Origin of the sequence: Corynebacterium sp. CCUG 65737 (assembly GCF_024454115.1) — a bacterium.
GTDB classification, from domain to species: Bacteria; Actinomycetota; Actinomycetes; order Mycobacteriales; family Mycobacteriaceae; genus Corynebacterium; species Corynebacterium genitalium.
This window is the reverse complement of sequence record NZ_JAGPZB010000002.1, coordinates 1-26,432: the sequence shown is the minus strand read 5'-3', so window position 1 is coordinate 26,432 and position 26,432 is coordinate 1. Positions and strand designations below refer to the sequence as shown.

24 protein-coding genes are annotated in these 26,432 nt (G+C 62.0%); 4 read left to right on the top strand and 20 right to left on the bottom strand.

What is annotated here, in order from left to right; translation table 11 throughout:
- Positions 1 to 2: 2 nt before the first annotated feature.
- From murC to KBX17_RS02070, 13 genes are all read right to left on the bottom strand, one after another.
- Complete coding sequence (gene murC / locus KBX17_RS02130; protein WP_256018328.1) at positions 3 to 1,400, bottom strand: UDP-N-acetylmuramate--L-alanine ligase; 1,398 nt, start codon at positions 1,398 to 1,400, stop codon at positions 3 to 5.
- On the bottom strand, positions 1,397 to 2,485 hold the full coding sequence (locus KBX17_RS02125; RefSeq protein WP_256018326.1) for a glycosyltransferase: 1,089 nt from the start codon (positions 2,483 to 2,485) through the stop codon (positions 1,397 to 1,399). Before KBX17_RS02125 ends, murC begins: the two co-directional genes overlap by 4 nt.
- Before the next feature lie 21 nt (positions 2,486 to 2,506).
- A complete protein-coding gene (locus KBX17_RS02120) occupies positions 2,507 to 3,970 on the bottom strand; it encodes an FtsW/RodA/SpoVE family cell cycle protein (RefSeq protein WP_256018325.1) in 1,464 nt (487 codons plus the stop codon).
- Between the two features lie 27 nt (positions 3,971 to 3,997).
- Positions 3,998 to 5,428, bottom strand: coding sequence for a UDP-N-acetylmuramoyl-L-alanine--D-glutamate ligase (gene murD / locus KBX17_RS02115; protein ID WP_256018323.1), 1,431 nt, complete (start codon positions 5,426 to 5,428; stop codon positions 3,998 to 4,000).
- Complete coding sequence (gene mraY / locus KBX17_RS02110) at positions 5,425 to 6,534, bottom strand: phospho-N-acetylmuramoyl-pentapeptide-transferase (RefSeq protein ID WP_005289559.1); 1,110 nt, start codon at positions 6,532 to 6,534, stop codon at positions 5,425 to 5,427. Before mraY ends, murD begins: the two co-directional genes overlap by 4 nt.
- The gene (gene murF / locus KBX17_RS02105; protein WP_005289557.1) at positions 6,534 to 8,051 is read right to left on the bottom strand and encodes a UDP-N-acetylmuramoyl-tripeptide--D-alanyl-D-alanine ligase; all 1,518 of its coding nucleotides are present in this window, start codon (positions 8,049 to 8,051) and stop codon (positions 6,534 to 6,536) included. The genes mraY and murF overlap by 1 nt, the downstream gene beginning before the upstream one ends.
- Positions 8,048 to 9,544: a UDP-N-acetylmuramoyl-L-alanyl-D-glutamate--2,6-diaminopimelate ligase gene (locus KBX17_RS02100; protein ID WP_005289555.1), complete on the bottom strand. Its 1,497-nt coding sequence runs from the start codon at positions 9,542 to 9,544 to the stop codon at positions 8,048 to 8,050. Before KBX17_RS02100 ends, murF begins: the two co-directional genes overlap by 4 nt.
- Positions 9,545 to 9,562: 18 nt before the next feature.
- Complete coding sequence (locus KBX17_RS02095) at positions 9,563 to 11,512, bottom strand: peptidoglycan D,D-transpeptidase FtsI family protein (protein ID WP_370687577.1); 1,950 nt, start codon at positions 11,510 to 11,512, stop codon at positions 9,563 to 9,565.
- 191 nt (positions 11,513 to 11,703) lie between these two features.
- Positions 11,704 to 12,399 (bottom strand): hypothetical protein, encoded by a 696-nt coding sequence (locus tag KBX17_RS02090; RefSeq protein ID WP_050748800.1) that lies wholly within the window; start codon positions 12,397 to 12,399, stop codon positions 11,704 to 11,706.
- 11 nt (positions 12,400 to 12,410) lie between these two features.
- Positions 12,411 to 13,412: a 16S rRNA (cytosine(1402)-N(4))-methyltransferase RsmH gene (rsmH, locus tag KBX17_RS02085; protein WP_256018322.1), complete on the bottom strand. Its 1,002-nt coding sequence runs from the start codon at positions 13,410 to 13,412 to the stop codon at positions 12,411 to 12,413.
- Positions 13,413 to 13,577: 165 nt separating this feature from the next.
- Complete coding sequence (mraZ, locus tag KBX17_RS02080) at positions 13,578 to 14,012, bottom strand: division/cell wall cluster transcriptional repressor MraZ (protein ID WP_005289548.1); 435 nt, start codon at positions 14,010 to 14,012, stop codon at positions 13,578 to 13,580.
- A 455-nt stretch (positions 14,013 to 14,467) separates the two neighbouring features.
- A complete protein-coding gene (locus KBX17_RS02075; protein ID WP_040423594.1) occupies positions 14,468 to 14,860 on the bottom strand; it encodes a DUF3040 domain-containing protein in 393 nt (130 codons plus the stop codon).
- Between the two features lie 114 nt (positions 14,861 to 14,974).
- Entirely contained in the window at positions 14,975 to 15,412 is a 438-nt protein-coding gene (locus KBX17_RS02070; RefSeq protein WP_005289544.1) for an SAV_6107 family HEPN domain-containing protein, read from the bottom strand.
- A gap of 157 nt (positions 15,413 to 15,569) precedes the next feature.
- Here KBX17_RS02070 and KBX17_RS02065 point away from each other — a divergent pair, with 157 nt between their 5' ends.
- The 3 genes from KBX17_RS02065 to KBX17_RS02055 are packed head-to-tail and all read left to right on the top strand — an operon-like array spanning position 15,570 to position 18,662.
- On the top strand, positions 15,570 to 16,157 hold the full coding sequence (locus KBX17_RS02065) for an N-acetyltransferase (protein ID WP_256018320.1): 588 nt from the start codon (positions 15,570 to 15,572) through the stop codon (positions 16,155 to 16,157).
- The gene (locus tag KBX17_RS02060; protein ID WP_255994791.1) at positions 16,151 to 17,257 is read left to right on the top strand and encodes a polyprenyl synthetase family protein; all 1,107 of its coding nucleotides are present in this window, start codon (positions 16,151 to 16,153) and stop codon (positions 17,255 to 17,257) included. The genes KBX17_RS02065 and KBX17_RS02060 overlap by 7 nt, the downstream gene beginning before the upstream one ends.
- Positions 17,258 to 17,267: 10 nt before the next feature.
- A complete protein-coding gene (locus KBX17_RS02055; RefSeq protein WP_256018319.1) occupies positions 17,268 to 18,662 on the top strand; it encodes an alpha-(1->6)-mannopyranosyltransferase A in 1,395 nt (464 codons plus the stop codon).
- Here KBX17_RS02055 and KBX17_RS02050 read toward each other — a convergent pair.
- Positions 18,634 to 19,008 (bottom strand): Rv2175c family DNA-binding protein, encoded by a 375-nt coding sequence (locus tag KBX17_RS02050; RefSeq protein WP_005289534.1) that lies wholly within the window; start codon positions 19,006 to 19,008, stop codon positions 18,634 to 18,636. The two genes, KBX17_RS02055 and KBX17_RS02050, sit on opposite strands and share 29 nt — an antisense overlap.
- Positions 19,009 to 19,060: 52 nt before the next feature.
- Between KBX17_RS02050 and KBX17_RS02045 the strand changes: the two genes are divergently transcribed.
- On the top strand, positions 19,061 to 20,371 hold the full coding sequence (locus tag KBX17_RS02045; protein ID WP_256018317.1) for a protein kinase: 1,311 nt from the start codon (positions 19,061 to 19,063) through the stop codon (positions 20,369 to 20,371).
- 7 nt (positions 20,372 to 20,378) lie between these two features.
- Here the strand turns inward: KBX17_RS02045 and KBX17_RS02040 are convergent, their stop codons facing one another.
- The 6 genes from KBX17_RS02040 to KBX17_RS02015 are packed head-to-tail and all read right to left on the bottom strand — an operon-like array spanning position 20,379 to position 26,240.
- Complete coding sequence (locus KBX17_RS02040) at positions 20,379 to 21,767, bottom strand: class II 3-deoxy-7-phosphoheptulonate synthase (protein ID WP_005289530.1); 1,389 nt, start codon at positions 21,765 to 21,767, stop codon at positions 20,379 to 20,381.
- A gap of 33 nt (positions 21,768 to 21,800) precedes the next feature.
- Positions 21,801 to 22,316: a polyadenylate-specific 3'-exoribonuclease AS gene (locus KBX17_RS02035; RefSeq protein ID WP_005289528.1), complete on the bottom strand. Its 516-nt coding sequence runs from the start codon at positions 22,314 to 22,316 to the stop codon at positions 21,801 to 21,803.
- 3 nt (positions 22,317 to 22,319) lie between these two features.
- Entirely contained in the window at positions 22,320 to 23,072 is a 753-nt protein-coding gene (locus tag KBX17_RS02030; protein WP_005289525.1) for a 1-acyl-sn-glycerol-3-phosphate acyltransferase, read from the bottom strand.
- Between the two features lie 8 nt (positions 23,073 to 23,080).
- The gene (locus KBX17_RS02025; RefSeq protein WP_256018316.1) at positions 23,081 to 24,019 is read right to left on the bottom strand and encodes an ROK family protein; all 939 of its coding nucleotides are present in this window, start codon (positions 24,017 to 24,019) and stop codon (positions 23,081 to 23,083) included.
- A gap of 6 nt (positions 24,020 to 24,025) precedes the next feature.
- Positions 24,026 to 25,168, bottom strand: a complete 1,143-nt coding sequence (locus KBX17_RS02020; RefSeq protein WP_256018482.1) for a glycosyltransferase family 4 protein — start codon at positions 25,166 to 25,168, stop codon at positions 24,026 to 24,028.
- Positions 25,169 to 25,187: 19 nt separating this feature from the next.
- Positions 25,188 to 26,240, bottom strand: coding sequence for a C40 family peptidase (locus KBX17_RS02015; protein ID WP_256018314.1), 1,053 nt, complete (start codon positions 26,238 to 26,240; stop codon positions 25,188 to 25,190).
- Between the last annotated feature and the right edge of the window lie 192 nt (positions 26,241 to 26,432).

The following is a 26,432-nucleotide window of genomic DNA, read 5'->3' as shown; positions in this document are numbered from 1 at the left end:
TCTCATGCTCCCGCGAGTGCGTCCAGAATCGGGTCGGCGAGCATCGTCACCGACCCCGCGCCCATCGTCAATACCAGGTCACCAGGGCGCACAAGCTTTGCGACGGCTGCCGGCGCCGCAGAGAAGTTCGGCTCGTACACGACATCTGTGATGGACATGTGGTCCGTAATGATGCGCGAGTCGAGCCCCTCCACCGGAGTTTCGCGGGCGCCGAAAATGTCGAGGACAACAGCGGCGTCGGCAAGCGACAACGCGTCCGCGAACTCGCCGGCGAATTCCTGCGTGCGTGAGTACAGGTGCGGCTGGAAACACACAACAACGCGCGCCCCGGTCCCCTTCGCAGCTTTGAGAACTGCATCGACCTCCGTCGGGTGGTGGGCATAGTCGTCGTAGACACGCGTGCCGTCCGACAACTCACCGCGCAGCTCGAACCGGCGGCGCACACCGGTGAAACCGCTCAACCCCTCGGCGAGCGCGAACGGATCCGCACCGGCGGTCACGCCAGCTACCAGAGCTGCGACAGAGTTGAGCACCATGTGCTTTCCGGGGATGGACAGGTGGTACGTCATCTCCGTGCCGTTGAGGTTGACCTTGACCACGCTGAGGTCGTTCTCCGTGCGCCAGTCCACGACATGCGCTGCGTTCGGGATCGAGGGGTGAGTCATGGTGCCGTAACCGACGACAGTCACACCCCGCTCCAGGGCGCGCACGCCGCATTCGGCGGCGGACTCATCATCAAGGCACACGATCAAGGTGCCGGTGTCGGTGATGCGGTCAGCGAAATCGTCGAAAACCTTGTAGTAGGTCTCGGCATCGCCGAAGTAGTCGAGGTGGTCCGGCTCAATGTTCGTGATCACAGCGATGTCGGGCCGGTAGCGCAGCAGCGACCCGTCGGACTCGTCCGCTTCCGCCACGAAGACAGCGCCGCTGCCGTGGTGGGCGTTGGTGCCCGCGCGGTTGAGCTGGCCGCCGATGGCGAAAGAGGGGTCCTCCCCTGCGGCTTGGAGCGCCACGACAGCCATCGACGTCGTCGAAGTCTTACCGTGGGTGCCGGCGAAGAGCATTTGGGTGTAGCCCTCCATCAGCTCACCCAGCAGGTCGGAGCGGCGGATGACAGGGATACCGTGTTCGGCGGCACCGACAAGTTCCGGGTTGTCCTTCGGGATGGCCGCGAAACTGGTCACCACGACCGTGGGCAATTCACCGGCCAACTCGAGGTTCTCGGCCGCGTGACCGACGGCAATGTGAGCGCCTTGGGCTTGCAGTGCCCGCACCGGGCGGGAATCCTTCACGTCGGACCCCGTGACCACGCTGCCACGGTCGAGCAGAATGCGGGCTACGCCCGACATGCCGGATCCACCGATACCGATCAAGTGGACGCGGGAGAGATCGATGCTCATGACTTCCCTCCTGCAGCTGCGACAATCCGACGGGCAATTTCTTCGGCGGCATTACCGGCGCCGGACCCCTGAAGAATGGCGCGCATCTGTTCTTTCACCCCGGCATCGCCGAGAATCTCCACGACGGCGCCGACAAGCGCGTCGGCGGTCAGATCAGCGTCGTCGATACGCTTTGCTGCGCCTGCCTCGACGAGGTGGGCAGAGTTCAACCCCTGCTCACCATTTCCGTGGGGCAGGGGGATATATATCGCCGGTACTCCGGCTGCGGAGTTCTCGGCAACGGTCATTGCACCAGAGCGGCAAATCACCACGTCTGCGACTGCATAGGCCGCTTCCATGTCGTCGATGTACGGGACGGCCGTGTAGTGCTCGTGCGAATCAGGCGCGTCGTTCTTCCTGCCATACGCATGAAGGACTTGGTAGCCGGACGCTGTCAGCCTACCCACCGCGCCAGCGAGAGCCTGGTTGATGCTCTGGGCACCTTGGGAGCCTCCAGTGACCAGGATGGTGTCGCGGGCCGGGTCCAGGTTCCACATTTTGTATCCGCGCTCAGCTTTCACACCGTCCGGATCTTGGCCGACACCAGGACGCACGGGAATGCCCAGGACATCACCAGGCATGCCTGAGTTCGGCACGGCGTTAATGCCCGTGCCGCCGAGACGAGTGCCCAGCTTGTTCGCCATGCCTGCCAGAGCGTTGGTCTCCAGGACGAAGAACGGAATGCCCAGGCTTTTCGCCGCCAGGTAAGCGGAAGCGGCAACGTAGCCACCTGTGCCCAAAACGGCGTCAGCCTGAGTCTCCTTCAGGACTGCACGGGTCTGGTTGACCGATTTCATCAGCTTGCCCGGCACGCCGAGCAGCTTGAGGGGCTGCTTGCGCGGAATCGGAACAGGGTCCACCAAGTGGAGGGGAAAATCTCGGGCAGGGACAATAGACGTCTCCAGGCCCTTCTCCGTACCAAGCGCGGAGACTACAGCGCCGTGATTGTCGCGCAGCACCTCCGCGACAGCAAGAGCCGGCTCAATGTGGCCGGCAGTTCCACCACCGGCCACAACGATATTCACCGGGGCATCATTATCGTTCATATTGTGCAGTGCACCGCCTTGTTAACTAGCGCGACGAACTTCTTCCCGGCCATCGTAACGCGCGGCCGGGCGGCGCTGTGGGGCTGGTCGGCGCTGCGGTGCCGGACGTGCGGTAACCGGGGTTCCGTAGTCACGTTCGCGGCGGTCCTGGCGGCGGATGTTGCGCTGGTTCGGGGTTCCGGCGGCGTTTCCAACGACGCGTGGTTCGCGGAGGAAGAAGACCCGGTCGAACATCGGGCGGCCGTAGTTCTGCATCGCCGATACTGCGTCCGGTTCATGGCGGGCGACCGAGGCGACCAAGCCCATCGCGCCCAGGGTGATCACGGCGGAGGTGCCTCCGGCGGAGATCATCGGCAGCTGAATACCAGTCACCGGCAACAGGCCGACAACGTAGCCGATGTTGATGAAGGCCTGGGAGACGATCCCGGTGGTAATCGCCGCTGCCAGGAGAGCTTGGTACTGGTTCTGGGCACGGCGGGCCGTGCGCAGACCGAAGTAGAGCAGCATTGTGAACAGGGTGATCACCAGTGCCCCGCCCCACAAGCCGAGTTCTTCACCAATGACAGCGAAAATGAAGTCGTTTTTCGCTTCCGGCAGGTAGAACCACTTCGCGCGGGACTGGCCCAGGCCCACACCGAAAAGGGAGCCGTCGGCAAGCGACAGGAAGCCTTGGTAGGACTGGAACGCCGTGCCGCGCGTGTCCTCGAAGTGGCCGAAGAGCGCGTCGGAGTAGACATGGAAACGCTGCGAACGGTAACCGCCGGCTGCCATGACCGCGACGAGCAATACCGCGCCGAAACCGGCTGCGACGCTGATGATCTTCCACGGGACACCTGCGAAGACAAGGATGAAAGCGACAACGATCGCAAACGACACCATCATGCCTAGGTCGCCCTGGGCGCCAATGAGGAACATGCACAGCGCAGCGACGCAAATGAATGGAACGTACCCGTTGGTGAGTTCGAACATCCTCCGCGGATTCTTGTTCGCCAGAATCGATGCGCCCCAGACACAGATAGCTACGCGGGCGATTTCCGACGGCTGAAGTTGGAATCCGCCAATGTAGATCCACGATTGTGAACCCACTTCCTCACGGCCGGTTCCGATACCGGGAACAAGCACAGCGCCCAGCAGGAGAACCGACCCCACCATGAGCAGCGAGGCGAAGCCGCGCACGCGCTCAGGGGAAATCTGCAGCGCGACCCAGAACGCGAGCAAACCAAGCGCCACGACGATGCCCTGCTTGAGAGGCTGCGCCCACACAGAGGAGTCATCGAGAACGGACCACGTCATCGACGAGCTGGTCACCATGATCACGCCCAGCCCCGCAAGAACCAGCACGATGGTGCGCGTCATGGTGTAGTCCAGCAACGGCCGGGCATCCATCCATTCGTTCAGGCGCGCCAAGCGACGAGCCATGCCGGAGGAGTACTGGCTCGGCTTCTTTTGCTGCGGTGGCCGCTTGTTCGCGGCAGGCCTCGTCATCGTCACAATTTTCACATTGCCTTACGGCTAGCCGTTTTCGGCGAGGGCGCGCGCAGCGTCCGCGAAAAGATTTCCGCGTTGAACCATGCCGGAGTACATATCCAGGCTCGCCGCGGCGGGAGCGAGGATGACGCTGTCACCTTCTTTTGCCTGCTCAGAGGCAAAACGGACGACATCGTTCATGGCGGTAACAGGGTCGCTCGAGTCCGTCACGAACACATTCACATCAGGCGCATGTTTATCGACGGCCCCAGCAATCACATCCCGATCCACCCCCAACAGAGCGACCGCTCTGAATTGATGGGCGTGGTCGCGCACGAGCTGATCGACATCCGCGCCCTTGAGTTGACCGCCGGCGATCCATACGATCTTGCCTGCCGTGCCGTTGAGCGCGGAATCAGCCGCATGAGGGTTTGTCGCCTTAGAGTTGTCGATCCAGGCGACACCGCCTGCCCGGTAAACCACTGCTCCCCTGTGGCCGGAGACCTGATATGAGTGCAGTGCCCGGTCAATCTGCTCCGGGCTTGCCCCACGGGTGACAGCGACGGCCGTGGCGGCAAGTGCGTCGAGGATGCCGGCTTCGCCGGCGGGCTCGATGCCGTCGATAAGCGAAATGCGCGTCGGCGTATCCCCGATGCGGGACACGATGTTTCCGTCAATGACGCCGACCTGGTTGTCGTCCGGCGCGTTCAGCGTGAACCCGATGATGTCACTGCGGCCGGTCTGTGCTGCGAAACGGACAACCTGCTCATCGTCGACACCGGCGACCGCGGTGGAGGCGGTGAAGACTTTCGCTTTTGCCTCCGCGTACGCGTCGAAGCTACCGTGCCAATCGATGTGGTCGTCAGCCAGGTTGAGGAGCACTCCGGCGTCTGGGGTGAGTTCGTGGGACCAGTGGAGCTGGAAGCTCGATAGCTCAGCGACAAGCACGTCGATGCGTGGAGTTCGCGTGAGTGCGTCGGCGACGGCGATGCCGATGTTGCCGCACGCGGCCGCGCGTTTACCTGTGTAGGAGGAGGCCTCTTCCATGATCGCGGCGAGCATGCCTGTCGTGGTGGTCTTGCCATTCGTTCCAGTGATCACGAGCCAATCACGCGGCGGGCCGAAGAAACGGTGCTGATCGAGTGAGTAGCACAGCTCCACATCGCCGATGACGGTGCAATTGACATCGCTGGCGGCGACGAGGAGCGGCGAATCCGGGCGCCATCCCGGGGACGTCACCACAAGGGGGAACTCGGTCGCGCGCCGCGCAGCTTCCGCCGTGTCCATGGTGGCGCAGCCTGTTTCCTCCTGCACAGCGGCACATTTAGTCGCATCATCGTCGGCGACAGCGAAGTCCACTCCCGCAGCGCGGAGCAGTTTCGCAGTGCCGAGCCCGGAGACACCAGCCCCAGCCACGAGTACTCCGCCAGAGAGCAAGGAGAGGAAAGGGTCGCCGGCCTGCATGCTTACGCTCATGCCAAGGTCACTCCGGTTGCCGTGAGCCACTCGGCGTAGAAGACCGCCAGACCGATGACCACGGCGATACCGCAGATCAGCCAGAAGCGGATGACCACTGTCGTCTCAGCCCAACCACCATTTTCAAAGTGGTGGTGGAACGGGGCCATGCGGAACACACGCTTACCGGTGGTCTTGAAGGCGGCAACCTGGATGACCACGGAAGTGGCTTCCATGACGAAGAGAGCGCCGATGATCACCATGAGCACCTCGGTGTGGCTACTGATGGACACGCCAGCCACCAGTCCACCGAGCGCGAGCGAACCGGTGTCACCCATGAAAATCTTCGCCGGGGCGGCGTTCCACCACAGGAAACCGGCGCACGCGCCCATTCCTGCGGCACACAAGATGGCAAGGTCGAGCGGATCGCGGACGTCGTAGCACCCCGGTCCTGGAGTCACGGAGCACGAGTTCCTGAACTGCCAGAACGTGATCACCATGTAGCCGAACATGACCAGCGCTGTAGAACCCGCCGCCAAACCGTCGAGACCATCAGTGAGGTTGACAGCGTTAGACCATGCCGCGATGAGGAAGTAGATGAACACGAGGAAAAGGATCGTGCCCACGACCGCTCCACCGATCGCAATGTCGAAGGTCTCAATGTCGCGGATGAAGCTCAGGTGCGTCGAGCCCGGAGTCAGTCCACTGTCATTTTCAAACTGGAGCAGCAAGTACCCGAAGATCAGGGCAATGGCGAGCTGGCCGGCAAGCTTGGCCTTCTTGTTCAGCCCAAGGTTGCGGTTGAAAAAGAGCTTCATGCCGTCATCGGCGAAACCGAGGAGGCCCAGGCCCATAGTCAGGCCAAGGACGAGCAAACCCGAGGCCGTGAAACCGCCCTTGCCGGTGACAGAACCCCAGATGCCCACAATTACATAGGCCGCGACAATGCCCAGCAAAATGGCGATGCCACCCATCGTGGGTGTGCCGCGTTTGCGGATGTGCGACTTCGGACCGTCCTCACGGATTTCCTGGCCCTGGCCGTGGTTGGTGAAGTAGCGGATGAGCAGCGGGGTGGTGAAGATGGCTACGAGGAAGCTAATGACCCCCGACATGATGATCTGCGTCACTATTGCTTTCCTCCGTCTAACAGTCGTTCCGCTACCCTCCACAGACCGGCAGCGTTGGAGGCTTTCACCAACACAACGTCGCGGTCGGGACGGTCGCGCCAGTTCTCCTCGCCGAGCGGTACCGTGCGCAGGATCTCACTGACCCGTTCCGTTGCGTCCTCGATGTCGAGGGCGCTGACACTTTCAATTCCCCGCTCCGCAGCGCGGCTGAGCAGGGCGGCCGTTTCAGCGCTCTCGCCGACGACAACGAGGTGCGTCACACGATAGCGGGCGAGCTCATTGCCCAACGCGGTGTGTGCTTCCACCGAGTCCTCGCCGAGCTCACCCATCTCCCCCAGCACCGCGATGGAGCGGACGCCGGGGCGGCCCGCAGCAGTGTACCCCAGGGCGGCGATGCCAGCGCGCATGGAGTCCGGGTTAGCGTTGTACGCATCGTTGATCACGGTCACGCCGTCGGCGCGGGTATTCACGTCCATGCGGTTAACGGACAAACTATGTGCGTTAGACAAAGCGCGGGCAACGGTGGCGGCATCCATGCCGGCTTCCATCCCCACCGCTGCTGTGGCCAGGGCATTGGAGACTTGGTGGGCCCCGAACACTTTCAATCTCACCTGCTGGGGTTCGCTGTTGGGCGAATGCATGGTGAAGGAGGCACGTGCGACGTCGTCAAGCGTGATGCCCTCGGCGACATACTCCGCGTTGGAGCGCGGGTCAGTGGAAAAGCACACGACGCGCGCTTTCGTGCGAGACGCCATGCCGGCAACTAGCTCGTCGTCGGCATTGAGGATCGCGATGCCGTCGGCTGGAAGCGCTTCGACGAGCTCGCCCTTCGCCTGCGCGATGTTTTCGCGGGAGCCGAATTCGCCGAGGTGGGCGCTACCGACATTGAGTACCACGCCGATCTGCGGCGGCGCGACGTGAGTGAGTTGCGCGATGTGCCCGATCCCGCGAGCGGACATCTCCGCGACAAGGAAGTCTGTGTCCTCCGTACAGCGCAAAACGGTGTAGGGCAAACCGATCTCATTGTTAAAAGAACCGGGCGGTGCAACCGTTTCGCCGGCATCCGCAAGCACGCTGGCAATGAGGTCTTTAGTGGAGGTCTTTCCAGCAGAACCAGTGATGCCCGTGATGCGCAGCTGATGCTTATCGACGAGCGTCGTCGCCACATGCGCCGCCAACTTCGCCATCCCCGCGACAACTGCGCGGGCGGAACCATCCGGATCATTAGCGGCCAAGTCCGAATTATCACCCTCGATCTGCTCGACGGGCGGAAGAATGACAGCGGGCACCCCTACGTCGCGGGCAACCAGGGCTCCCACAGCACCGCGGTCGATCGCGGACTGCGCGAAGTCGTGGCCGTCCACGTTCGCACCGGGAAGTGCGACGAACAACCCGCCTTCGGTGATCTTCCGCGAATCGAACTCAACATAACCAGTGACGGTGGCCTCTGGATCTGCGCCCGGGCTCAACTGCCCACCTGTAACGCGGGCAATGTCGGCGAGTGTTATCTCGATCATTCCTTGACCTCCTTGCCCTCTCGACGCGCCAGGGCGAACGCGACTTCTTCACGATCATCGAAGTGGTGCGTGGTCTCCCCAATGATCTGCCCGACTTCGTGCCCTTTACCCACGACGATAATGGCATCTCCGGGTTCTGCCCATGCAACCAGGTCCGCGATTGCCTGTGCACGGGAGGCGACCTCGCGAATGTCCGTCGCGGCACCGTCGATGACGCTTTCAGCACCCTGCTTTACAGCCGCACGGATTGCTGCCGGGTCCTCGGTGCGGGGGTTGTCGTCGGTGATGATCACCAGGTCTGCCCGTGTTGCTGCCTCTGCACCCATGAGCGGGCGCTTCGAATGGTCGCGGTCACCACCGGCACCGACAACGACACCGATCCGACCGTCAACCTGCTCGCGCAAGCTGTCCAGCGCAGCTGCGACAGCAGCGGGCTTGTGGGCGTAGTCGACAACAGCAACGAACGGCTGCCCAACGCTCACGCGTTCCATGCGCCCCGGGACTCGGGCCGCGTCCAGCCCCTGCAGGAAGACCTTCGGATCGATGCCCACCGAATCGGCGAGAGCTGTCGCCAGCGCAGTGTTAGCGATGTTGAACGCCCCCGGCAGAGGGATGCGCGTGGAAATGTCCTGCCCGCCGATGCGCACAGTGATGTCCTGCGCACCGGACTCAGTCACACTATCCAGCCGCGCCGTGCAATCGGCGCTGGTGTTATGCACCCCCACGGTGACAGGTGAGTGGGCGCGCTGCGTCATCTTCTGGCCCCATTCGTCGTCAATGCACACGACGGCTTTCTCTGCCCGGTCGAAGAGGATGGCCTTGGCCTCGAAGTAGTCCTCCATCGTGGGGTGGAAGTCCAGGTGGTCCTGGGAGAGGTTGGTAAACCCGGCCGCCGCAAACTTCGTGCCATCGACGCGGCCCAGCACGAGCGCGTGAGAGGAAACCTCCATGACCACGTGCGTCACGCCGCGGGAGACCATGTCCGCGAACAGCTCTTGAAGTTTCGGAGCTTCAGGAGTGGTCAACGATGTGGGCACATCCTCACCTTTGATGCGGGTGCCCGTCGTGCCGATCAACCCGACGGCGCAACCGGCGGCGGTCAACCCGGATTCGAGCAAGTACGTCGTGGTCGTTTTTCCCGACGTTCCCGTCACTCCGATCACCGTCAGGTGCTCAGTCGGGTGTCCGTAGATTTCGGCAGCGACATCACCGAGGATGTCGCGCACACGCTCAACGACGAGTACTGGGCGCTCAAATCCCGTCTCACGCAGGATGTCCCACCCGGCATCATCGGTCAGCACCGCAGAGGCGTCCGACGCGTGCGCGAAGGTGGCGCCGTGCACTCGGGTGCCCGGAAGCGCAGCGAACATCGCACCGCTTTTCACGGCATTCGAATCAAGGCTGATTGCGCTGACGGATAGCGAACTCTCCGGCGCGTTCTCCACGCGCGCGCCTGCGATCTCCGCCAGATTCTCCAGCGAAACCTTAGCCATGGTTATGCACTCCCTTTTCTAACGCGCTTCCAGCACGAACGGCTCACCTGGGTCGGGGCTCTGACCGATGTTCTCGCGGTTGATTAACCAGTTCGCAATCTCGGTGAACACCGGTGCCACCGACTGGCCGCCAGCGCCGCCTTCGAGCGGACCCCGCTCCGGGTCGTCCAGCATAACCGCGACGACGAAGCGAGGATCATCCGCCGGAGCAATACCGGCGAAAGTGATCCAGTAATCCGAGTTAGAGTATGCGCCCGTTTCGGGGTTGACCTGCTGGGCAGTACCGGTCTTGCCGGCGAGCTGGTAGCCGGGGATCTCGTTGCCGGCAGCAGTACCATTCTGGACACCATTCGGATCATCCTGGAACGGAGAGCGGAACATATTCACAACTGTCTGTGCGGTCTCTTCGCTGGCGACACGGGAGCGGCGGGGCTCGTCTTGCGGCAGCTCCTCCCCGGACTGCTGCACAACCTTTTTGACGATGCGCGGCTCGATGCGTTCACCGTCGTTCGCCAAGGCCTGGTACACGCTGGCGAGTTGGAGGGTGGTCAGGGACATGCCTTGACCGATGGGCAGGTTGGCAAAGGTGCCACCCGACCACTGCTCGCGGGACGGCACGAGACCAGGGGATTCGTTCGGGAGTTCAATGCCGGTGCCCTGCCCGATTCCGAAGCGCTGCAAGTAGTCGTCGAAACGCTCCTCGCCCACCTCCTGAGCGAGCATGAGCGTGCCAACGTTCGAGGACTTACCGAAGATTCCTGTCGTGGTGTACGGCGCATCACCGTGCTCCCACGCGTCTGCGACAGTGACGCCGGACATTTCGATTCGTCCCGGAACTGTGTGCACTTCATCCGGGGTGGTGATGCCCTCTTCAATGGCCGCGGTAGCCGTGATGATCTTGGCCACCGAGCCAGGTTCGAAGGGGTGGGAAATCGACGGGTTATCAAAGCTGCGGCCCTGCGACAGTTGCTTCTCCAAGTCGCCGTTCGGGTCGATCGTGGACGTGTTGGCCATGGCGAGCACCTCGCCGGTGGCAGCATCCAAGACCACAGCCTCGGCGTCCTTGGCCTTCGAGTTCGCCTTCGCTTGCTCCAACAGCTGCTGCACGTAGGCCTGCAGATCCAGATCAATAGTCAGCTCAACGCGCGATCCGTTCACTGCCGGCACAACGTCGCGCAACGTGCCGGGGATGACTTGGCCGTTGGCAGAGACATCTTCGGTGGAGCGGCCGTTGATGCCCGTCAGAATCGCGTCGCTAGAGGCTTCGAGCCCGAACTGGCCCTGCCCGTCCATGGAGACGCGGCCAATAATGTTCTCCCCGATTGCACCGTTGGGGTATTCGCGGATGTCTTGGTGGTCAGCTGCAACACCGTGGAACTTCTGTGCAACCTCAGCAGCGACATCTGGGTCGACATTGCGGACGAGAACCTCATAATCTGTGTCCGCGTGGAGCTTTTCCAGGATGTCTTTGGAGCTCACGCGCGGAGTCTCGAGTTTCTTCTCGTATTTACCTTTTGCGTCCTTGTTGTCCTTACTGTCCTTGTTGTCTTTGTCTTTTTCGGCGTTGTCGTCCGCGTTCTCACGCTCGATGGCTTTCGGATCCTCCCCGACCATGACGGGAATCTCATTAGCCATCTGGCGCAGATAATCCTCTACGCGAGCATCCTGCTGAGCTTCGGCTTCCGCACGGGAGGCACCCTCTTCATACATCTCGTTGCGCACGAGCTCGCCAAGTTCTTTGCGCAGGATCACGGGCGAAACAGTCAGGGAGCGCGCCTGCATCGTGTAGGCAAGATAATTGCCTTCCCGGTCCACGATCTCACCGCGACGAGCGGGATCGGTGAAGGTCCGGGTGCGCTGGTCCGCAGCGACGGTTTGCAGTTCCGGCCCCCACTTGAGCTGCACCCATGCCAAACGCCCAATGAGCACGAGGGCAAGGACCAGGAAAATAGCCGTGAGAATCCGCATCCGGCTGGTGGTAATGACCTTTTGTGCTGGCGCTGCCGGCGGGCGCCGCCGCGGGTGCGGCATTCTCCGCCGTTGCGGGTCCAATCTGCTCACGGCGCTTGTGTCACCTACCTCGCTCACGCCCAATAACTTCAGGGTCTCATCTTGCCCCGCGACGGGGGCTAGGTGATGACCGCCACGCCTTTACGTTTTTACCGAGCGCCAGGAATGCTCGGCAGCGCTGCCGGGGCCCCGCCCGCTGCGGGTGGAGCAGCTGGCGCGGGCGGTCCAGTCGGTGCGCCGTTAGACGTTTGCGGTAAAGCAGACAGATTGTCGGCAACATCGCTCGTCGCGTCACGGTCGCTCGTTGCGCGGTCGACGCGAATAGTCTCTCCGTTGACGTCCACGACCTGGCCGGTTTTCTCCGGATCGGCCTCGCGCGTCTCGTGGGCTTCGCCCTTCTCATTCACGGCAATAATTCCTGGTTGTTCGGGAACAACGAGACCGGCCGCGTCCGCCTTCGCGGCGATGTCTGCGGCTGCGCGCGCATCCTCCAGGTTGCGGTTGAGGGTCTCAATTTCGTTGCTCAGCGTGCGTTCCTCATTCTGGAGTTGCTGAATGGTGAACGTCTGCTGAGTGGACAGAGCGGAGAGCATCATGGCACCGAAGATGCCCAAAATGAGCAGCGGCAGCGACAGAATGGACAGCTTGGAGAACGTTCGCTTTGCCGCCGTGGTGTTGACCACGCGGCGTCCACGGACAGACACAACCTGCTTCGAACCCAAGCGTCGTGGGCCGCGAGGCAAGTGCGGCTTCAGCCCAGTCGTCTTCGGGCGGGCCGGAGCGGTCTTTGTCGTACGCTCCAACAGCGCCGTCGATCCGGCGGTGAGGTCTCGGCTTGCTCCCATTGTTGTTCCCTTCACTGTTGTTCCAGCTTTTCGACGGCTCGTACACGCACTGGCGCCGCACGCCTGTTGACTTCCACTTCCGCCTCCGACGCCTTCTCTGCACCGTGAGTGACCATGCGGAATTCGGCGGCCATGCCCGGCAGTTCGGTCGGTAAACCGGCGGGCGTTTTGGACGTTGTCCACTCCGTGAACGCGCGCTTGACCAGCTTGTCTTCATGCGATTGGTAACTCATGAACACCGCCCGGCCACCGGGGCCGAGGGCTTCGGCGACCATCGGCAACACGTTGGTGAGTGCGTCCAGTTCGCGGTTGACTTCCACGCGAAGCGCCTGGAATGTCCGCTTCGCCGGATGGCCGCCGGTGCGGCGGGTGGCGGCCGGAATCACCCGGTAGAGCAACTCCACCAGGCGTGCGGACGTGTCGAAGGGAGCTTTCTCCCGTTCGTCGAGGACAGCGCTGGCGATCTTACCGGCGAAACGCTCGTCGCCGTACGCCTTGAGCACATGCGCGAGGTCACCGTGGCTGTAGGTGTTCAGCACATCGGCCGCAGTAATACCTGCCGACGGGTCCATGCGCATGTCCAGCGGGGCGTCCACGCGGTAAGCGAAGCCGCGCTCTTCCTGGTCGAGCTGCATTGATGAGACACCGAGGTCGAAAAATGCCCCGGCTAAGCCATGCGCGCGTACGGTCTCAAAGACCGGCCCGGTACCGTCGCGCAGCGATTCCGCGAGGCAATCAAAGCGGCCCCGCACCGGCGCGAAACGGTCACCGAATCGCGCGAGACGCTCGCCCGCTTGGGCAAGCGCAGCACCGTCACGGTCAATGCCGATGACTGATGCCTCCGGAAAGGTGTCCAGGAAGTACTCCGTGTGTCCACCGGCACCCAGCGTGCCGTCGACGATGACAGCGTGGGGCCCGAAGCGCTCTACCGCAGGGCGAAGGAGTTCTCCCATGCGGTCGCGCATGACGGGGATGTGGCCGTGGCCGTTGTCGGTTGCTGTTTCCTGTGCCATCGAGTCCACCCCCTTGGAGCGCCCTGGGTTTGAAGTACCTGCAGTTGTTGCCGCGGGGAACGTATAGAGCCCTGCCCGGGGCGGTCATTCTGATATCGGGGAAGTACACCAGAACGACTCGCGCCCCGAGCAGAGTTCGTACACGCTCTCCACTCGCCTGCCCTGTTAGAGCAGACCCGAGAGAATGTCGTCCTCATCAGCCGCCGAGAAGGCAGCCTCGGTATTTTCTTGGTATTTCTCCCAGGACTCCGCGTCCCAGATCTCCAAGAAATCCACTGACCCGATGACCACGCATTCCTTTGAGAGGTTCGCGTAATCGCGGTGCGCCGGCGACAGAGTGATGCGACCCGAACCATCGAGCGCTTGCTCGTCCGCACTTGCTGCCAAGTTACGGATGAAAGCACGCGCCTTCGGATTCGTACGGGAGACCGCTGCCGCCTTACGAGCGCGGGCCGCGAACTCCTCGCGGGGATAGACCGCCAGAGAGTGGTCTTGCCCCTTGGTCACCATCAGACCGTCAGCGAGTCCCTCACGGAATTTCGCTGGCAGTGTCAGGCGTCCCTTGTCGTCCAGCTTGGGAGTATAGGTGCCCAGAAACATCCGGCGCCCTACCTTCCTTCACTCAACGACTCCGGTTGTGAACTTTTATGCAGCTCCACACGACACATCGCGTTTCGCTGGCCCCACTTTAACCCACTTCGTCCCACAAACGCTAGTTTCCGCGGCGTGTTTTCTTAATAAAGTTTCTTCACTGCAGGTCACACCGCTTGAATACGGTGGCAGAATCTCCCGCACCCAGCCCCAAAAACGGTCAAAATGCGCGAAACATGAATGACTTTAACCTAAATACATCTCTTGAATCACAATGGCACCACCTTGAATATCGGCAATATCCCAGTTCGCCAGAGTCAATGAGCTCGTGTGGGGCAAAGTGGGTGGACGAGGTGGGGCAAAGTGGCAGACATCGCGCATACAAGAAAACCCTCCAAGAACATCAATTCCTGGAGGGTTGAGTACCGCCGTTGATAGCGGCGCGAGGGGTCAGCGGTTAAGCGTCATCTATCTTCGAAACGGCGGCGGAAGTTTTCTTCCATGCGCGAGCTCATGCCATTGCGCTGCGCCTGACTACCTTGGCGCGTTTCTTGCGCCGGCGAAGCGGACTCGTTCGGCGTCTGCAACGCCCACATGCCACCGGCGAACATCACGACGAAGCCAACGATGCTGATGATGACAAACCAGATGCTCTGCGTAGCCAAAGCAACACCACCGATGAGCAGCAGCAGACCCAAAACGATGATGGCGAAAGAGCGAATCGTCAGCTTGCCGGCCGGCTGCTCAGCCCCGTACCCCGCCGAGGAAGCCACCGTCGACCCAAATTTAGGGTCGTCAGCGAGAAGCGACTCCTCAATCTCACGGAGTAACTTCTGTTCTTGCTCTGAAAGAGCCACTTTTCCTCCCAGCCATGTTTGGTCGGTGTCCACTATGTGAGTACAACGCTCAACTACACGGCATTGTTCCCTGGACGCTCACATCATCATAGCGCCTGCACACGCCTGGACATGCTACGCCGCCGCCATACCCGGCCCCTCCCCCGCTACCTCCGCATAGAACGCGGCGGCCCGGTCAACCAGCTCCGCGACTAGTGCACCATCAGGCTTTAGCTCGATGCCCGAGGCGACCCGCCCGCGCAATCGCGAGTAGCCCTCGAACACTTCCGCCCAATAGCCGCCGCGGACACCGGTCAGCTTGAGCTTTGCCCACGCACTGGTTGGCAACCTCTTCCTTTTAGCAATCACCGCCGAATCCGCCACGACTGCGCCTGCCGTTCGCAGTGCTGCGCGGTAGGCGCTCTCCAGCGCAAGATCGGACCGGCCGGCGCCAAGGTGCGCATACGACTCATCCAGCAGAGCTCGAGCGGTGCCGAGAAAATTCTCACTCCGGGAGGCAGCTGGAACCGTTCCGTACACCGTGCCAGTGGTTGCAGAGATAACGCTGTTCATAATGGGCCTCCTTTGGCTGGCCGTCTCACCTGTCGGCAGTTCGTTTTGTTGAGTAACAACCTAGGACCCCCACCCGACAAACCGGGCTACCCAATCGAACGCACATTCGAACCCCAAAAATGGCCCCGCACTAACCCCGACGTGATTCGATTAAGACGTGACCTTCACTATCCGCAGGTTGTCCGGTTTTGACTTTGCCCGCATGGCTCCGGACCTGGTTGATCTCTATATCACTGCCATGAAGTACCCGCGCACCCTCCGCGAACAGCGAATCGGGGTATGGCGCCGTGAGACCTCACATCCGGGTTTCACTGCCGTGGCGGCATTCACAGAGACCGGAGCGCTCGCCGGTGTCGCCTACGGTTTCAACGGCACGCCCGACAGATGGTGGGACCAGCAACTTCGTCTGGGTATGCAGCAACAGAGCATCCCCGACCACATACGGCGCGAGTTGACATCGCATTACTTCGAGCTAGCGGAGATCCACGTTGCGCCTGACCTACAGGGACAGGGCGTTGGACACGCCCTGATTCACGAGCTGCTAGTAGATATAGGTCGCAAGTACGTCCTGCTGTCAACGCCTGAAGTCCCGGCGGAAGCAAATGCCGCTTTCGGTCTCTACCGCTCACTCGGATTCAAAGATGTCCTACGCAACTTCCTCTACGCGGGAGATTCCCGTCCCTTTGCGGTGCTCGGACGCACGCTACCGCTGGGCTCCCAGTCTGTAGAGTGGCCGCTATGGTGACCCATCCCGATAAGGCCGATGTCCCGACTACTGCACAGATCCCCGCGGCTGTGGAACGGGAACTGGAAAAGTTCTTCACCGAGCACGGCCATTCAGTGGACGTCATCGGTCCGCCGGTATCGGAGGCGGTAGAGCACCTGCGCACCTTCGTTCTCGGGGGTGGTAAGCGCATTCGCCCCACATTCGGATGGGTCGGGTTTGTCGGTGCGAACGGGCTGGAGAATACGGAGGAGGATCCGGCAGCTGTGCTCTGCGCGGTGAGTTCCTTGGAATTCATTCAGGCATGCGCACTCATCCATGATGACATTATCGATGCATCTGCGACCCGGCGCGGAAACCCGACCGTGCACGTCGCCGCCGCGCACAGTCACCGCGAACACAACTGGCTCGGAGATTCCGACAAGTTCGGGGAAAGCCTCGCCATTTTGGTCGGTGATTTGGCGCTCGTGTGGGCAGACGACATGTGGCACCACTCCGGCCTGAGCCATGCGGCTCTTCTCCGCGCTTCCGAGCCCTGGCGAGGCATGCGCGCGGAGGTCATCGGCGGCCAGATTCTGGATATTTCGCTCGAAGCCGCCGGCTGCGAAAGCGAAGAGCTTGCAAATGCAGTCAATCGTTTCAAAACTGCCGCATACACCATCGAGCGCCCCCTCCACTTGGGCGCAGCAATCGCGGGTGCGGACGATGACACGATTGCGGCTCTGCGGCGTTACGGCCACGACATCGGGATCGCTTTCCAGCTTCGCGACGACATTCTCGGTGTCTTCGGCGACCCGAAGGTCACCGGAAAACCCGCCGGAGACGACCTGCGGGAAGGCAAGCGCACTGTGCTGTATTCCCGTGCGCTCCAGGCAGCCGATGAGCGTGACCCGGCGGCAGCGCAGCGCCTCCGGGACGGCATTGGTACGGCCCTGACCCCCGACGAGATCGCCGAACTCTCGGGGATCATTCGTGAGACGGGGGCGGTAGAAGACGTCGAAAAGCGTATCGACGAGTTGACCGAATCCGGCCTTGCACATGTCCGTGGTGCCGCGTTGTCGCCCGAGGCGGTGGAGACACTCGAGACCCTGGCGGTCAATGCCACCGCGCGGCGCATGTAAGCTCCGCACCATGTCTCCCCGTGTCGTAGTTCCGCTCGGCGTTGCCGGCACCGCGCTTATCGCGCTCGGTTCTTTCGGCGCGGGCGCCACCCGCAACCGCGGCGGAATGCTCGACTACTTCGGATGGGCCTTCCTGTCCTACGGCCACGCGCGCGGGCTTGCCGACGTCGCTCTCACTGCCGGGCTTTTTCTCCTCGTTTTCGCGTGGGTCATGCTGCAGGGAGCTCACGTGGAACAGGTCCGCGCTGCGGTATGGGGGTGGACCGCTCCCCTGCTGCTCGCGGCACCGCTGATGTCGCGCGACGTGTACTCCTACCTCATGCAGGGCGCCATGGTGCGCGACGGCTTCAACCCTTACGACGAGGGCGCGGCCGTCAACCCAGGGCCGTACTTGCTGGAGGTCTCGCACGACTGGCGGAATACGACCACCCCTTATGGCCCGCTGCACTTGTGGATCGGCGAAGGAGTGACCACTGCTGTCGGCGACAACGTCATGGCCGGCATCATTGTCTACAAATTCATCTCCTTCGCCGGTTTCGCCGCTATCGCGTGGGCAGTCCCGCGCATCGCGCGTGAGCTGGGTGGGGATCCTGCATTGGCGCTGTGGCTCGGCGTGGCCAACCCAGTGATGATCATCCACATGGTCGGCGGCATGCATAACGAGTCTGTGATGGTCGGCCTGGTCAGCATCGGCTTGCTCGCCTGCCTGCATAGCCGCTTCTTTGCGGGGATCGTGCTCATCTCCGTGGCAGTCTCGCTCAAGGCGACGGCGGCCATTGCACTGCCGTTTGTCGTGTGGATCGCGATGCAGCGTTACGGCCGCCGAGTCACCGTTTTCCTGGCCGCGGGAGTAAGCGTCGTCGCGCTGTCCATCGCCGTCGTCGCCGCAGTTACCTGGGCATCCGGCACATCGTGGGGTTGGCTAGCGGAGATCTCGGGCAACTCGAAGGTGGTCAATCCCCTCTCCGGCGCCACACTCATCACAGACTTGGTCACTCCGCTCGTGTGGCTGGTGGATGAGGAATTCCCTTACAACACTGTCCGCGACTTCACCCGCACCATCGGGTCTGTGCTCATGCTGGTTGGTCTCGTCGTGGTGTGGGTCCTCTACCGCCAGTCGCAGCGCCGCGCCGTCAAGGGCGTAGCACTGGCGTACCTAGTGGCGTTCGTGTTCAACGCGGTGACGCTGCCGTGGTACTACGCATCGTCGATCAGCGTTGCGGGAACGTTCGCACCGCCGCGCTGGCTGGTGAAGGTGACCGTCGCTGCGTCAGTCATTGTCGCGCTGTCGTTCATGGGCAGCGGAAACCACCGCTTTTACGTCGGCTGGTGGATGCTGGCGGTCTTCCTTCTCGGCTGGCTTGCAGCCCGGAGCGTTAAAACGCCATTGCCTGCGCGCGCCTGATTACTTCGCGGGCACCATGCCCATGCAACGCATCGATGGGGCGGCCAGGCAGACTGTCGTCGTCAGTGAAGAGGTAGGCGAGGATTTCGTCGGGGCGGTATCCGCCGTCGAGAAGCACCGTGATCGCGCCACCAACGAACTTGGATAGCTCATCACCGCTCAGAAGCGCCTCTGGAATGTACTTCACACCGTCAGCCTTGTGCGCAACGAGTTTTCCCGCACCAACGTAATCGTGGACCTTGGTCACTGGGACACCGAGACGGTCCGCCACCTCAGGGAAAGACAGCAGCGTTTCGCCCTCAAGAAGCGTGTCAAGGTCATATTCGATATCACTCACGCTCTTCACTGTACGCGCGCTGCTAGCACTTCCCCAGCCTCGTCGGCCATACTTATATGCCATGAGTGACCTTGCAGCTGGCGACGTATTGGAAGGACGTTACGCCGTGGACCGCCCCATTGCCCGCGGTGGCATGTCCACGGTCTACCGCTGCCTGGATACTCGTCTCGACCGCGAAGTCGCCGCCAAGGTCATGCACCCGCGCTATGTCGACGATCCGCTGTTTCTCGACCGCTTCCAACGCGAAGCTCGCGCCATGGCGCAGATGAGCCACCCGAACTTAGTCAACGTCTACGACTTCTCCTCCCACGGCGAGGATGTCTTCCTCATCATGGAGCTCATCACCGGCGGCACGCTGCGCGAGCTTTTGGCCGAGCGAGGCCCCATGCCCCCGCATGCCGCTGCTGAAGTCATGCGTTCGATGCTCACCGGGCTGTCTGTGGCGCACCGCCGCGGGTTGGTCCATCGCGACATCAAACCGGACAACATCCTCATTAACGGCGACAATTCGGTGAAGCTCGCAGACTTCGGCTTGGTTCGCGCAGCCAGCGAATCCCAGCGTTCCACCGACCAGATCGTGGGCACCGTCGCCTATCTCTCCCCGGAGCAAGTCGACGGTTCCGAGCTCACCCAAGCTTCGGACGTCTACTCCGCCGGCATCGTGCTCTTTGAACTGCTCACCGGTACCCAGCCGTTTTCCGGCGACACCTCACTGGCGCACGCGATGGCGCGGTTGCACAGGGATGTGCCGCCACCATCCTCACGCATCGCGGGGGTGCCCATGCTTTTCGACGAGCTCGTGGCCACCGCCACTGCCCGCCACCCCCGCGACCGCTTCGCTGACGCAGACGAATTCCTCGACGCCCTCGAGGACGTTTCCGCCGACTTGGACTTGCCCGACTTCACCGTTCCGGCACCGACCCAGTCGGCCGCCCACCGTGTGGCCGCCATTCCGACCGGGGTGACGCAGATCGAACAGGACGGGGCAGAGGAACCCGAGCTTGCGCCCGAAACGCGCTTTGACCACCAGCCGGTATACGAACCAGAGCGCGAGCACCTGCAAGAACCAGTACGCGAACCATCGCCTGCGCTGTATCACCAGGACCACCAGCAGCAGTATCGGCCGCAAGCCCCTGCGCCAGTGCCAGCGGATGCACCTGCGCACCCGCCCGTTCCAGCACAGGCACCGGTGCGCGAACCTGAAGCTCCGCGCATCCCCGAACCGGAGACGAACCGCTCCGCAGCGGCAACAGCCGTCATAGTGCTACTCATGATTACAGCCACCGCGGCTGTCGCCGTCGGTGGCTGGTGGTACGGCTCCGGATGGTACGGGGAGATCCCCGAGATTATCCGGATGCCGGAGTACTACTAAGCGCAACTTAGTTGCGGAGCATCTCCGCGACGAGGAACGCGAGCTCCAGAGCCTGCTCGGTGTTCAGGCGCGGGTCGCACGCGGACTCATAACGGCCCGGCAGGTCGATGTCGGTGATGTCCTGGGCACCGCCGAGGCACTCCGTGACGTGCTCGCCGGTCAGCTCGATGTGGATGCCGCCCGGGTGGGTGCCCAGGTGGCGGTGGACCTCGAAGAAGCCCTGCACTTCGTCGATGATTTTGTCGAAGTGGCGGGTCTTGTATCCGTTGGACGCGGTGAAGGTGTTGCCGTGCATCGGGTCGGACTGCCAAATGACCTTGTGTCCCTCGCGCTCAACAGCATCCACAATGCCCGGAAGGACATCACGCACCTTGTCGTGGCCCATGCGGGCGACAAAGGTGAGGCGGCCGGGTTCGCGGTTCGGGTCCAGCTTCGCGGCGTAAGCGACGGCTTCCTCCGGGGTGGTGGACGGGCCGAGTTTCAGGCCGATCGGGTTGTTGATCAGCGCCGCGAAGTTCACGTGGAAGTCGTCGAGGCCGCGGGTGCGCTCGCCGATCCAGAGCTGGTGAGCAGACAGATCGTAGAGCTTGGTCTCGCCGTTCTCGTCTTCGGCGAGGCGCAGCATGGCACGCTCGTAATCCACCAGCAACGCCTCGTGGGAAGCGTAGATCTCGGAGGTGCGCAGCTCACGGTCATTCACGCCGCAGGCATCCATGAAGTGCAGGGAGCGGGTGATCTCGCGTGACAGGGCCTCGTAACGGGCGCCGGCAGCGGAGTTAGCCACGAACTCACGGTTCCATGCCTCAACGCGGTACAGGTCAGCGGTACCGGAGGTAGTCAGAGCGCGCACCAAGTTCATGGCGGCAGAGGAGTTGGCGTAAGCGCGGACCATGCGTGCCGGGTCGTGCTTGCGGGACTCTTCGGTGGGTTCCACACCGTTGACAATGTCACCGCGGTAGTTCGGCAGACCGTTCTCGTCCAAGTCCGAGGAACGCGGCTTGGCGTACTGGCCAGCAATGCGGGCCAGTTTCACCACCGGGGTGGACGCTCCGTAGGTGAGCACGACGGCCATCTGCAGCAGCGTCTTGATGTTGGCGCGGATGTGCGGCTCAGTGTTGGACTCGAATGTCTCAGCGCAGTCGCCGCCCTGCAGGAGGAACGCATTGCCCTCAGCGACGTCTGCTAGCTGGCTCTTCAGCTTGTGGATCTCGGGTGCAACCACCACCGGCGGGACCGATTCGAGGATCTTGCGGACGTATACGGCCGCGTTCTCATCCCATGTCGGCTGCTGTTTCGCTTCGAGGCCCAGAACCTTCTGGAATTCCTCATTGATATCGCCGGGCAACGGCGGTAGATCGGGCAGTACTTCTTTGGGGATGTCTACAGTCCAACTCACCCTATAACTTGTAGCACGCCCGAGACGTTTCTCCTACTCAGGGCGGGTAATTCTTCCACGGCGGTCCAATGGCAGAACGTCGTTGCAGGCGCGGAACTTGATCAGGTTGTGTCGAGCGTCCACAAGCGCGTCGTGGGCATCTTTCGGAGCAGGAGGAATCTTCGGGCGGCCAGCCATCTCCCAGTACTGCTTGAGCTCGCGGGTGAACCGCGGCAAGTCCTTAGGCAGCTTCGTCATGTCGCCCCACATCTGCGCGAAAACCACATGATCATAGGCACCCACCCACGCCCACAGCTCAGGCCTCGTGCCGTTTGGGGTGAGAAAGGCATGCACTTCTTCACGGATGCGCGCCAGAGGCTTCCATTCCGGACTGGACGGGTTCGGGAGTTTCTCTAGAACGTTCTCACGCACCCAAGGGTTGGCGCGTGAACCGTTGAAATCCGTGGACACTGCGTAATACTCGCGTCCGTCCTCAGCCACGATGCCGATGGAGATCAGTTCGATGGTGGAGCCATCTTCGATGAACTCCGTGTCATAGAAGTACCGCACGCTTTACTGCAGCCAACCCCACGGCGGCTCGGTGCCCTCCGGGTACCCGTTGCCAGCTTCGAGCGACTTCTTCACGGCCGCCGCGTAGGCGTCGCAGTAGGGGTAGCCGGACAGTTCCTCGAGTTGCTCCATGAAGAAGTCCGTGAACGGGCGCCACACGGCGGAGTCAGACGGGTCGTAGCCGTTGTCGCGGGCCCACTGGTGCGGGTCGATGGGCTCACCGACTTTGATGGTCACCTTGACCGGACGCGGAATCCAGGTGCCAATCGGGTTTGCCTCACGGGTGTCAATCATGGCCACTGGGATGCAAGGCACACCAGTTTCCATCGCGATTCGCGCCATGCCAGTCTTGCCCTTGTAAATGCGGCCGTCCGGGGAACGAGTGCCCTCCGGGTAGATGCAGAACAGGTCGCCGTTGTCGAAGACTTCCTTGGTCACTTTGAGCAAGTTGTCGCCGGCATCTTTCGCAGATCGGTCGATGGGAACCTGTCCCACGGAAGTGAAGAAGAATTTCTGGATGCGCCCGACCAATCCCGGAGCGGTAAAGTACTCCTTCTTTGCGGGGTGCACCAGCTGGCGCGGGCACACCAGGGGAAAGTAGAAGGAGTCCATCACGGCCTGGTGGTTGGACACCATTAGCGCGGGAGTTCCTTCGGGCGGAATGTTGTCCAGGCCGTGCGTTTCAGGCCGGTTCCACAACCGCAGCCAGGGACCAATCAAGATGTACTTGAAAAACTTGTACCACTTGTTGTTCATGTTTTCCCCTAAAGAAGTTTGCGGGCCAAATCAGCAACGCCAATCATACCTGCCTGCGGTCCAAGGTCCGCAGTTTGCAGACGTGGAATCGGGCGGAAGCCGGATCCGACCATGTTGCGACGCATGGCTTCGTGCGCAGCATCGAGGAACAGGTCAGCATCCGCGCTCACTCCCCCGCCCAGCACGATCAACTCCGGGTCGAGCACGTCGCTCACGATGGAAAGACCCTGTCCGAGCCAGCACGCAAAGTCATCCATTGTTGCTAGCGCCAGCGCATCGCCGTTGCGTGCGGCAGCGACAACATCGTTGCCAGTCGCGCGCTTATCGACGGCCCTGCGGTACAGCGTGCAGGGTTCAAATCCACCCTTCGTAGCAATCTCAACGGCGGTGTCCACCAGCGCAGTGCCAGAGGCATAGCGCTCCAAGCACCCTTGTTTCCCGCAGGAGCATGCACGCCCACCTTGGACGACGGTGATGTGACCGAATTCGGGTGCGGTACCAAAAGAACCGCGGTAGATCTCACCGTGATGCATGAGTGTTGCACCAATGCCTGTACCCACGGCAAAGAACACCCACGTGTCTGCGTCCTGGGCGGCACCGTAGCGGTATTCGCCCCACGCCGCGGCGTTCGCATCATGCTCCAGGCATACCGGCAACTCCAGCTCTTCTTCCAGCAGCTGCTTCACTGGCGCGTTGTCCTGCCACGGTAGGTGCGGAGCGAAACGGACCACTTCACAGTCCGGATCCAAGAAACCGGCGACGGCGAGACCGACAGCGCCGATGGAATGCCTGCGGCGCAAAACTTCCACCAGTTCGACGATGGCGTGAGTCAGTCCGTCCGCGTCGTGGGGAGTATGAGTTTCCTCCACGTCCACGATGTCGCCGTACTTATCGACGACACCAGCGCGCGTATTCGTCCCGCCAATGTCGAATCCGATTGTGACCATGACAGATCATTCTAGACCCAACACACGGACGAGCCTGCTCGTCAGCATCTCCCACGAGAAAGCCTGGCTTACGTGCTCGCGGCCTGCGCGCCCCATGCGTCGACGCCTTTCCGGGTCCGCAAGCAAAGTGAGCACGGCCGTGGTGATCTCTTTCTCTGAATGCCCGTCCACGACAATGCCGCTCTCCGGCGTCACCGTCTCCGGCGCTCCGCCAGAGTCCCCCGCCACAACGGGGATACCGCACGCTTGGGCTTCCAGGTAGACGATGCCTAAGCCTTCGACGTCTAGCCCCCAGCCGCGTGTCCGGGCCGGCATTGCCATGACGTCGGCCGCAGCGAGAAGATCACGCATGTCCTCACGCTCCAGGCGGCCATGGAAACGCACTGAGTCTGTGACGGCGTTTCTATCGGCCAGCTTGCGCAGCGTGTCTTCATAAGGTCCCTGCCCGATGATCGCGAGCTTCGCATCCGGAAAGACCTGCCGGATACTTGGCCAAACGCGAATCAACATGTCCTGTCCTTTGCGCGCGACGAGCCGAGACGGAACAACCACCAACGGGTCTGCCCCGTAGCCGTAGCGTTGCCGGGCCGTTCTCCGCTGCGACTCTGAAGCTGGGCGGAAGAAGTCCGTATCCACGCCCGACGGCAACGCGACATACTCGGCGTGCTTCCCGAAGGCGCGTGAGAACCTCCTGCGGGTGTAGTCCGACACGTAAGTCACCACGTCGGAGGAGTTTCCAATCCGCCGTAGTGCCTGGCGCGGCCCTGGGAGCATCGACCACCCGACTTCATGGCCGTGGGTGCTTGCGACAACTCTCTTCGCACCCGCCTTGCGCGCGACCCCGGCCATCAACCCCAACGGGGCGGCGGCGCCGAACCACACGGTGTCAATGCCCTGTTCTCGAATGATCTGGCTCATGCGTTCAGCGGTTCGAGGGGTAGGGAGCATGACCTGCTTCGGCCAGCGAAAGATGGGGATGGCAGAAGAAGCGTCGTAAAGCGATGCTTGCTCATGATCCTGTGTCGATGCGAAAACAACGATGGACTCCGCACCGCAGGTAGCAGCGACAGCGTCGGTGAAATCCCGCAAATACGACTGAATCCCGCCGAAAGTAGGCGGGAAGTCGTTGGTGACCAGGAGAACCTTAATGGCGCAGATGCCTTAGCGCTTAGTAGCGGACAGCGCCCTGAACAGGCATCGAGTTCAACGGCACGACCTGGACCGGAATACCGTAATCGGAGGCGTGCACAACCTGGCCGTCACCGATGTACATGCCCACGTGAGTAATTCCCGGGTAGTAACCGATGATGTCGCCCGGCTGCAGCTCAGACAAAGGCACCGGCGTGCCGCCAGCCAGCTGCGCCTGTGAGGTGCGCGGGATGGTCTTGCCGTTCTGAGCGTAGGACCAGTACATCAAGCCGGAGCAATCGAACTGGTTCGGGCCAGCTGCGCCCCAGCCGTACGGTGAACCAATCTTGGACAAGGCTGCACCCACCACGCCGTCACCATAGGCGGATGCCGGGACGTTGAGAGCTACCGGTCCGTTCTTCGCCTCCCACGCGGCGCGCTGCTCCGGGGTGAACGCATCCACGCGACGCTCGACTTCCTTGACCTTGGCGTCCAGGTCTTTGCGCTCCTTCTCCAGCTTGTCGCGCTTGCCCTCCAGCTCCGCCTTGCGGTAGTTGGCCACAGCCACGGCAATGTTAGCGTCGGTGGCCCGCTGGGCTGCTTGCTTGTTCAACTGGGTGGAGTTATCCAGGGTGCGCTGCGCGGAGCGGCTCAGAGAACCGAGGTAGGAAGCGCGGTCAATAGCCTCCTGCGGATTCATTGCATCGAGGGCATTAAGTCGCGCGTCGTTAGAGACGTTGCGGTACTGCGTACGCGCGTGGCCGTCGACCTCCTGCTGCGCGCCCGACCGAGCGCCTACCGCGCGTTCTGCTTCACGCTTTGCATCATCAGCTTGCCTCTGCAGCGTCTTGACTTCCTTATCGCCTTTGACGATCTGGTCCTCGATCTCCTTGACCTCTTCGGCCTTCTCGGTGGCCTGGTGGGAGACATCTTCCATCTCCTTGATCATGGTCTCAACGTCCTCGGCATAAGCCGGGACGGTAGAACCCGCAGCTGCGACGGCTGTAAGTACGCCAGCTGCAACGATCGGACGCGACGTGCGACGGGAGGAAGCGCGGTGCTTGCCCACGAGGACCTCTTTCTGAAAGAACATGAAGGAAAAGATGACAAACCTGTAACAAAGTTATAGCGTCCGCCCGCACCGGTCAAACACTTTGGACAGACTAAAGTGCCAAAAAGCTCCACGATGTTACTGGGGTTAAGGGTCAAAATGTGTGTCCGGAATCGCCGATTTTCATGGGGTGACCTGTAGGTTTCAGGAAAGTATATGCTTCCGGGGCATATA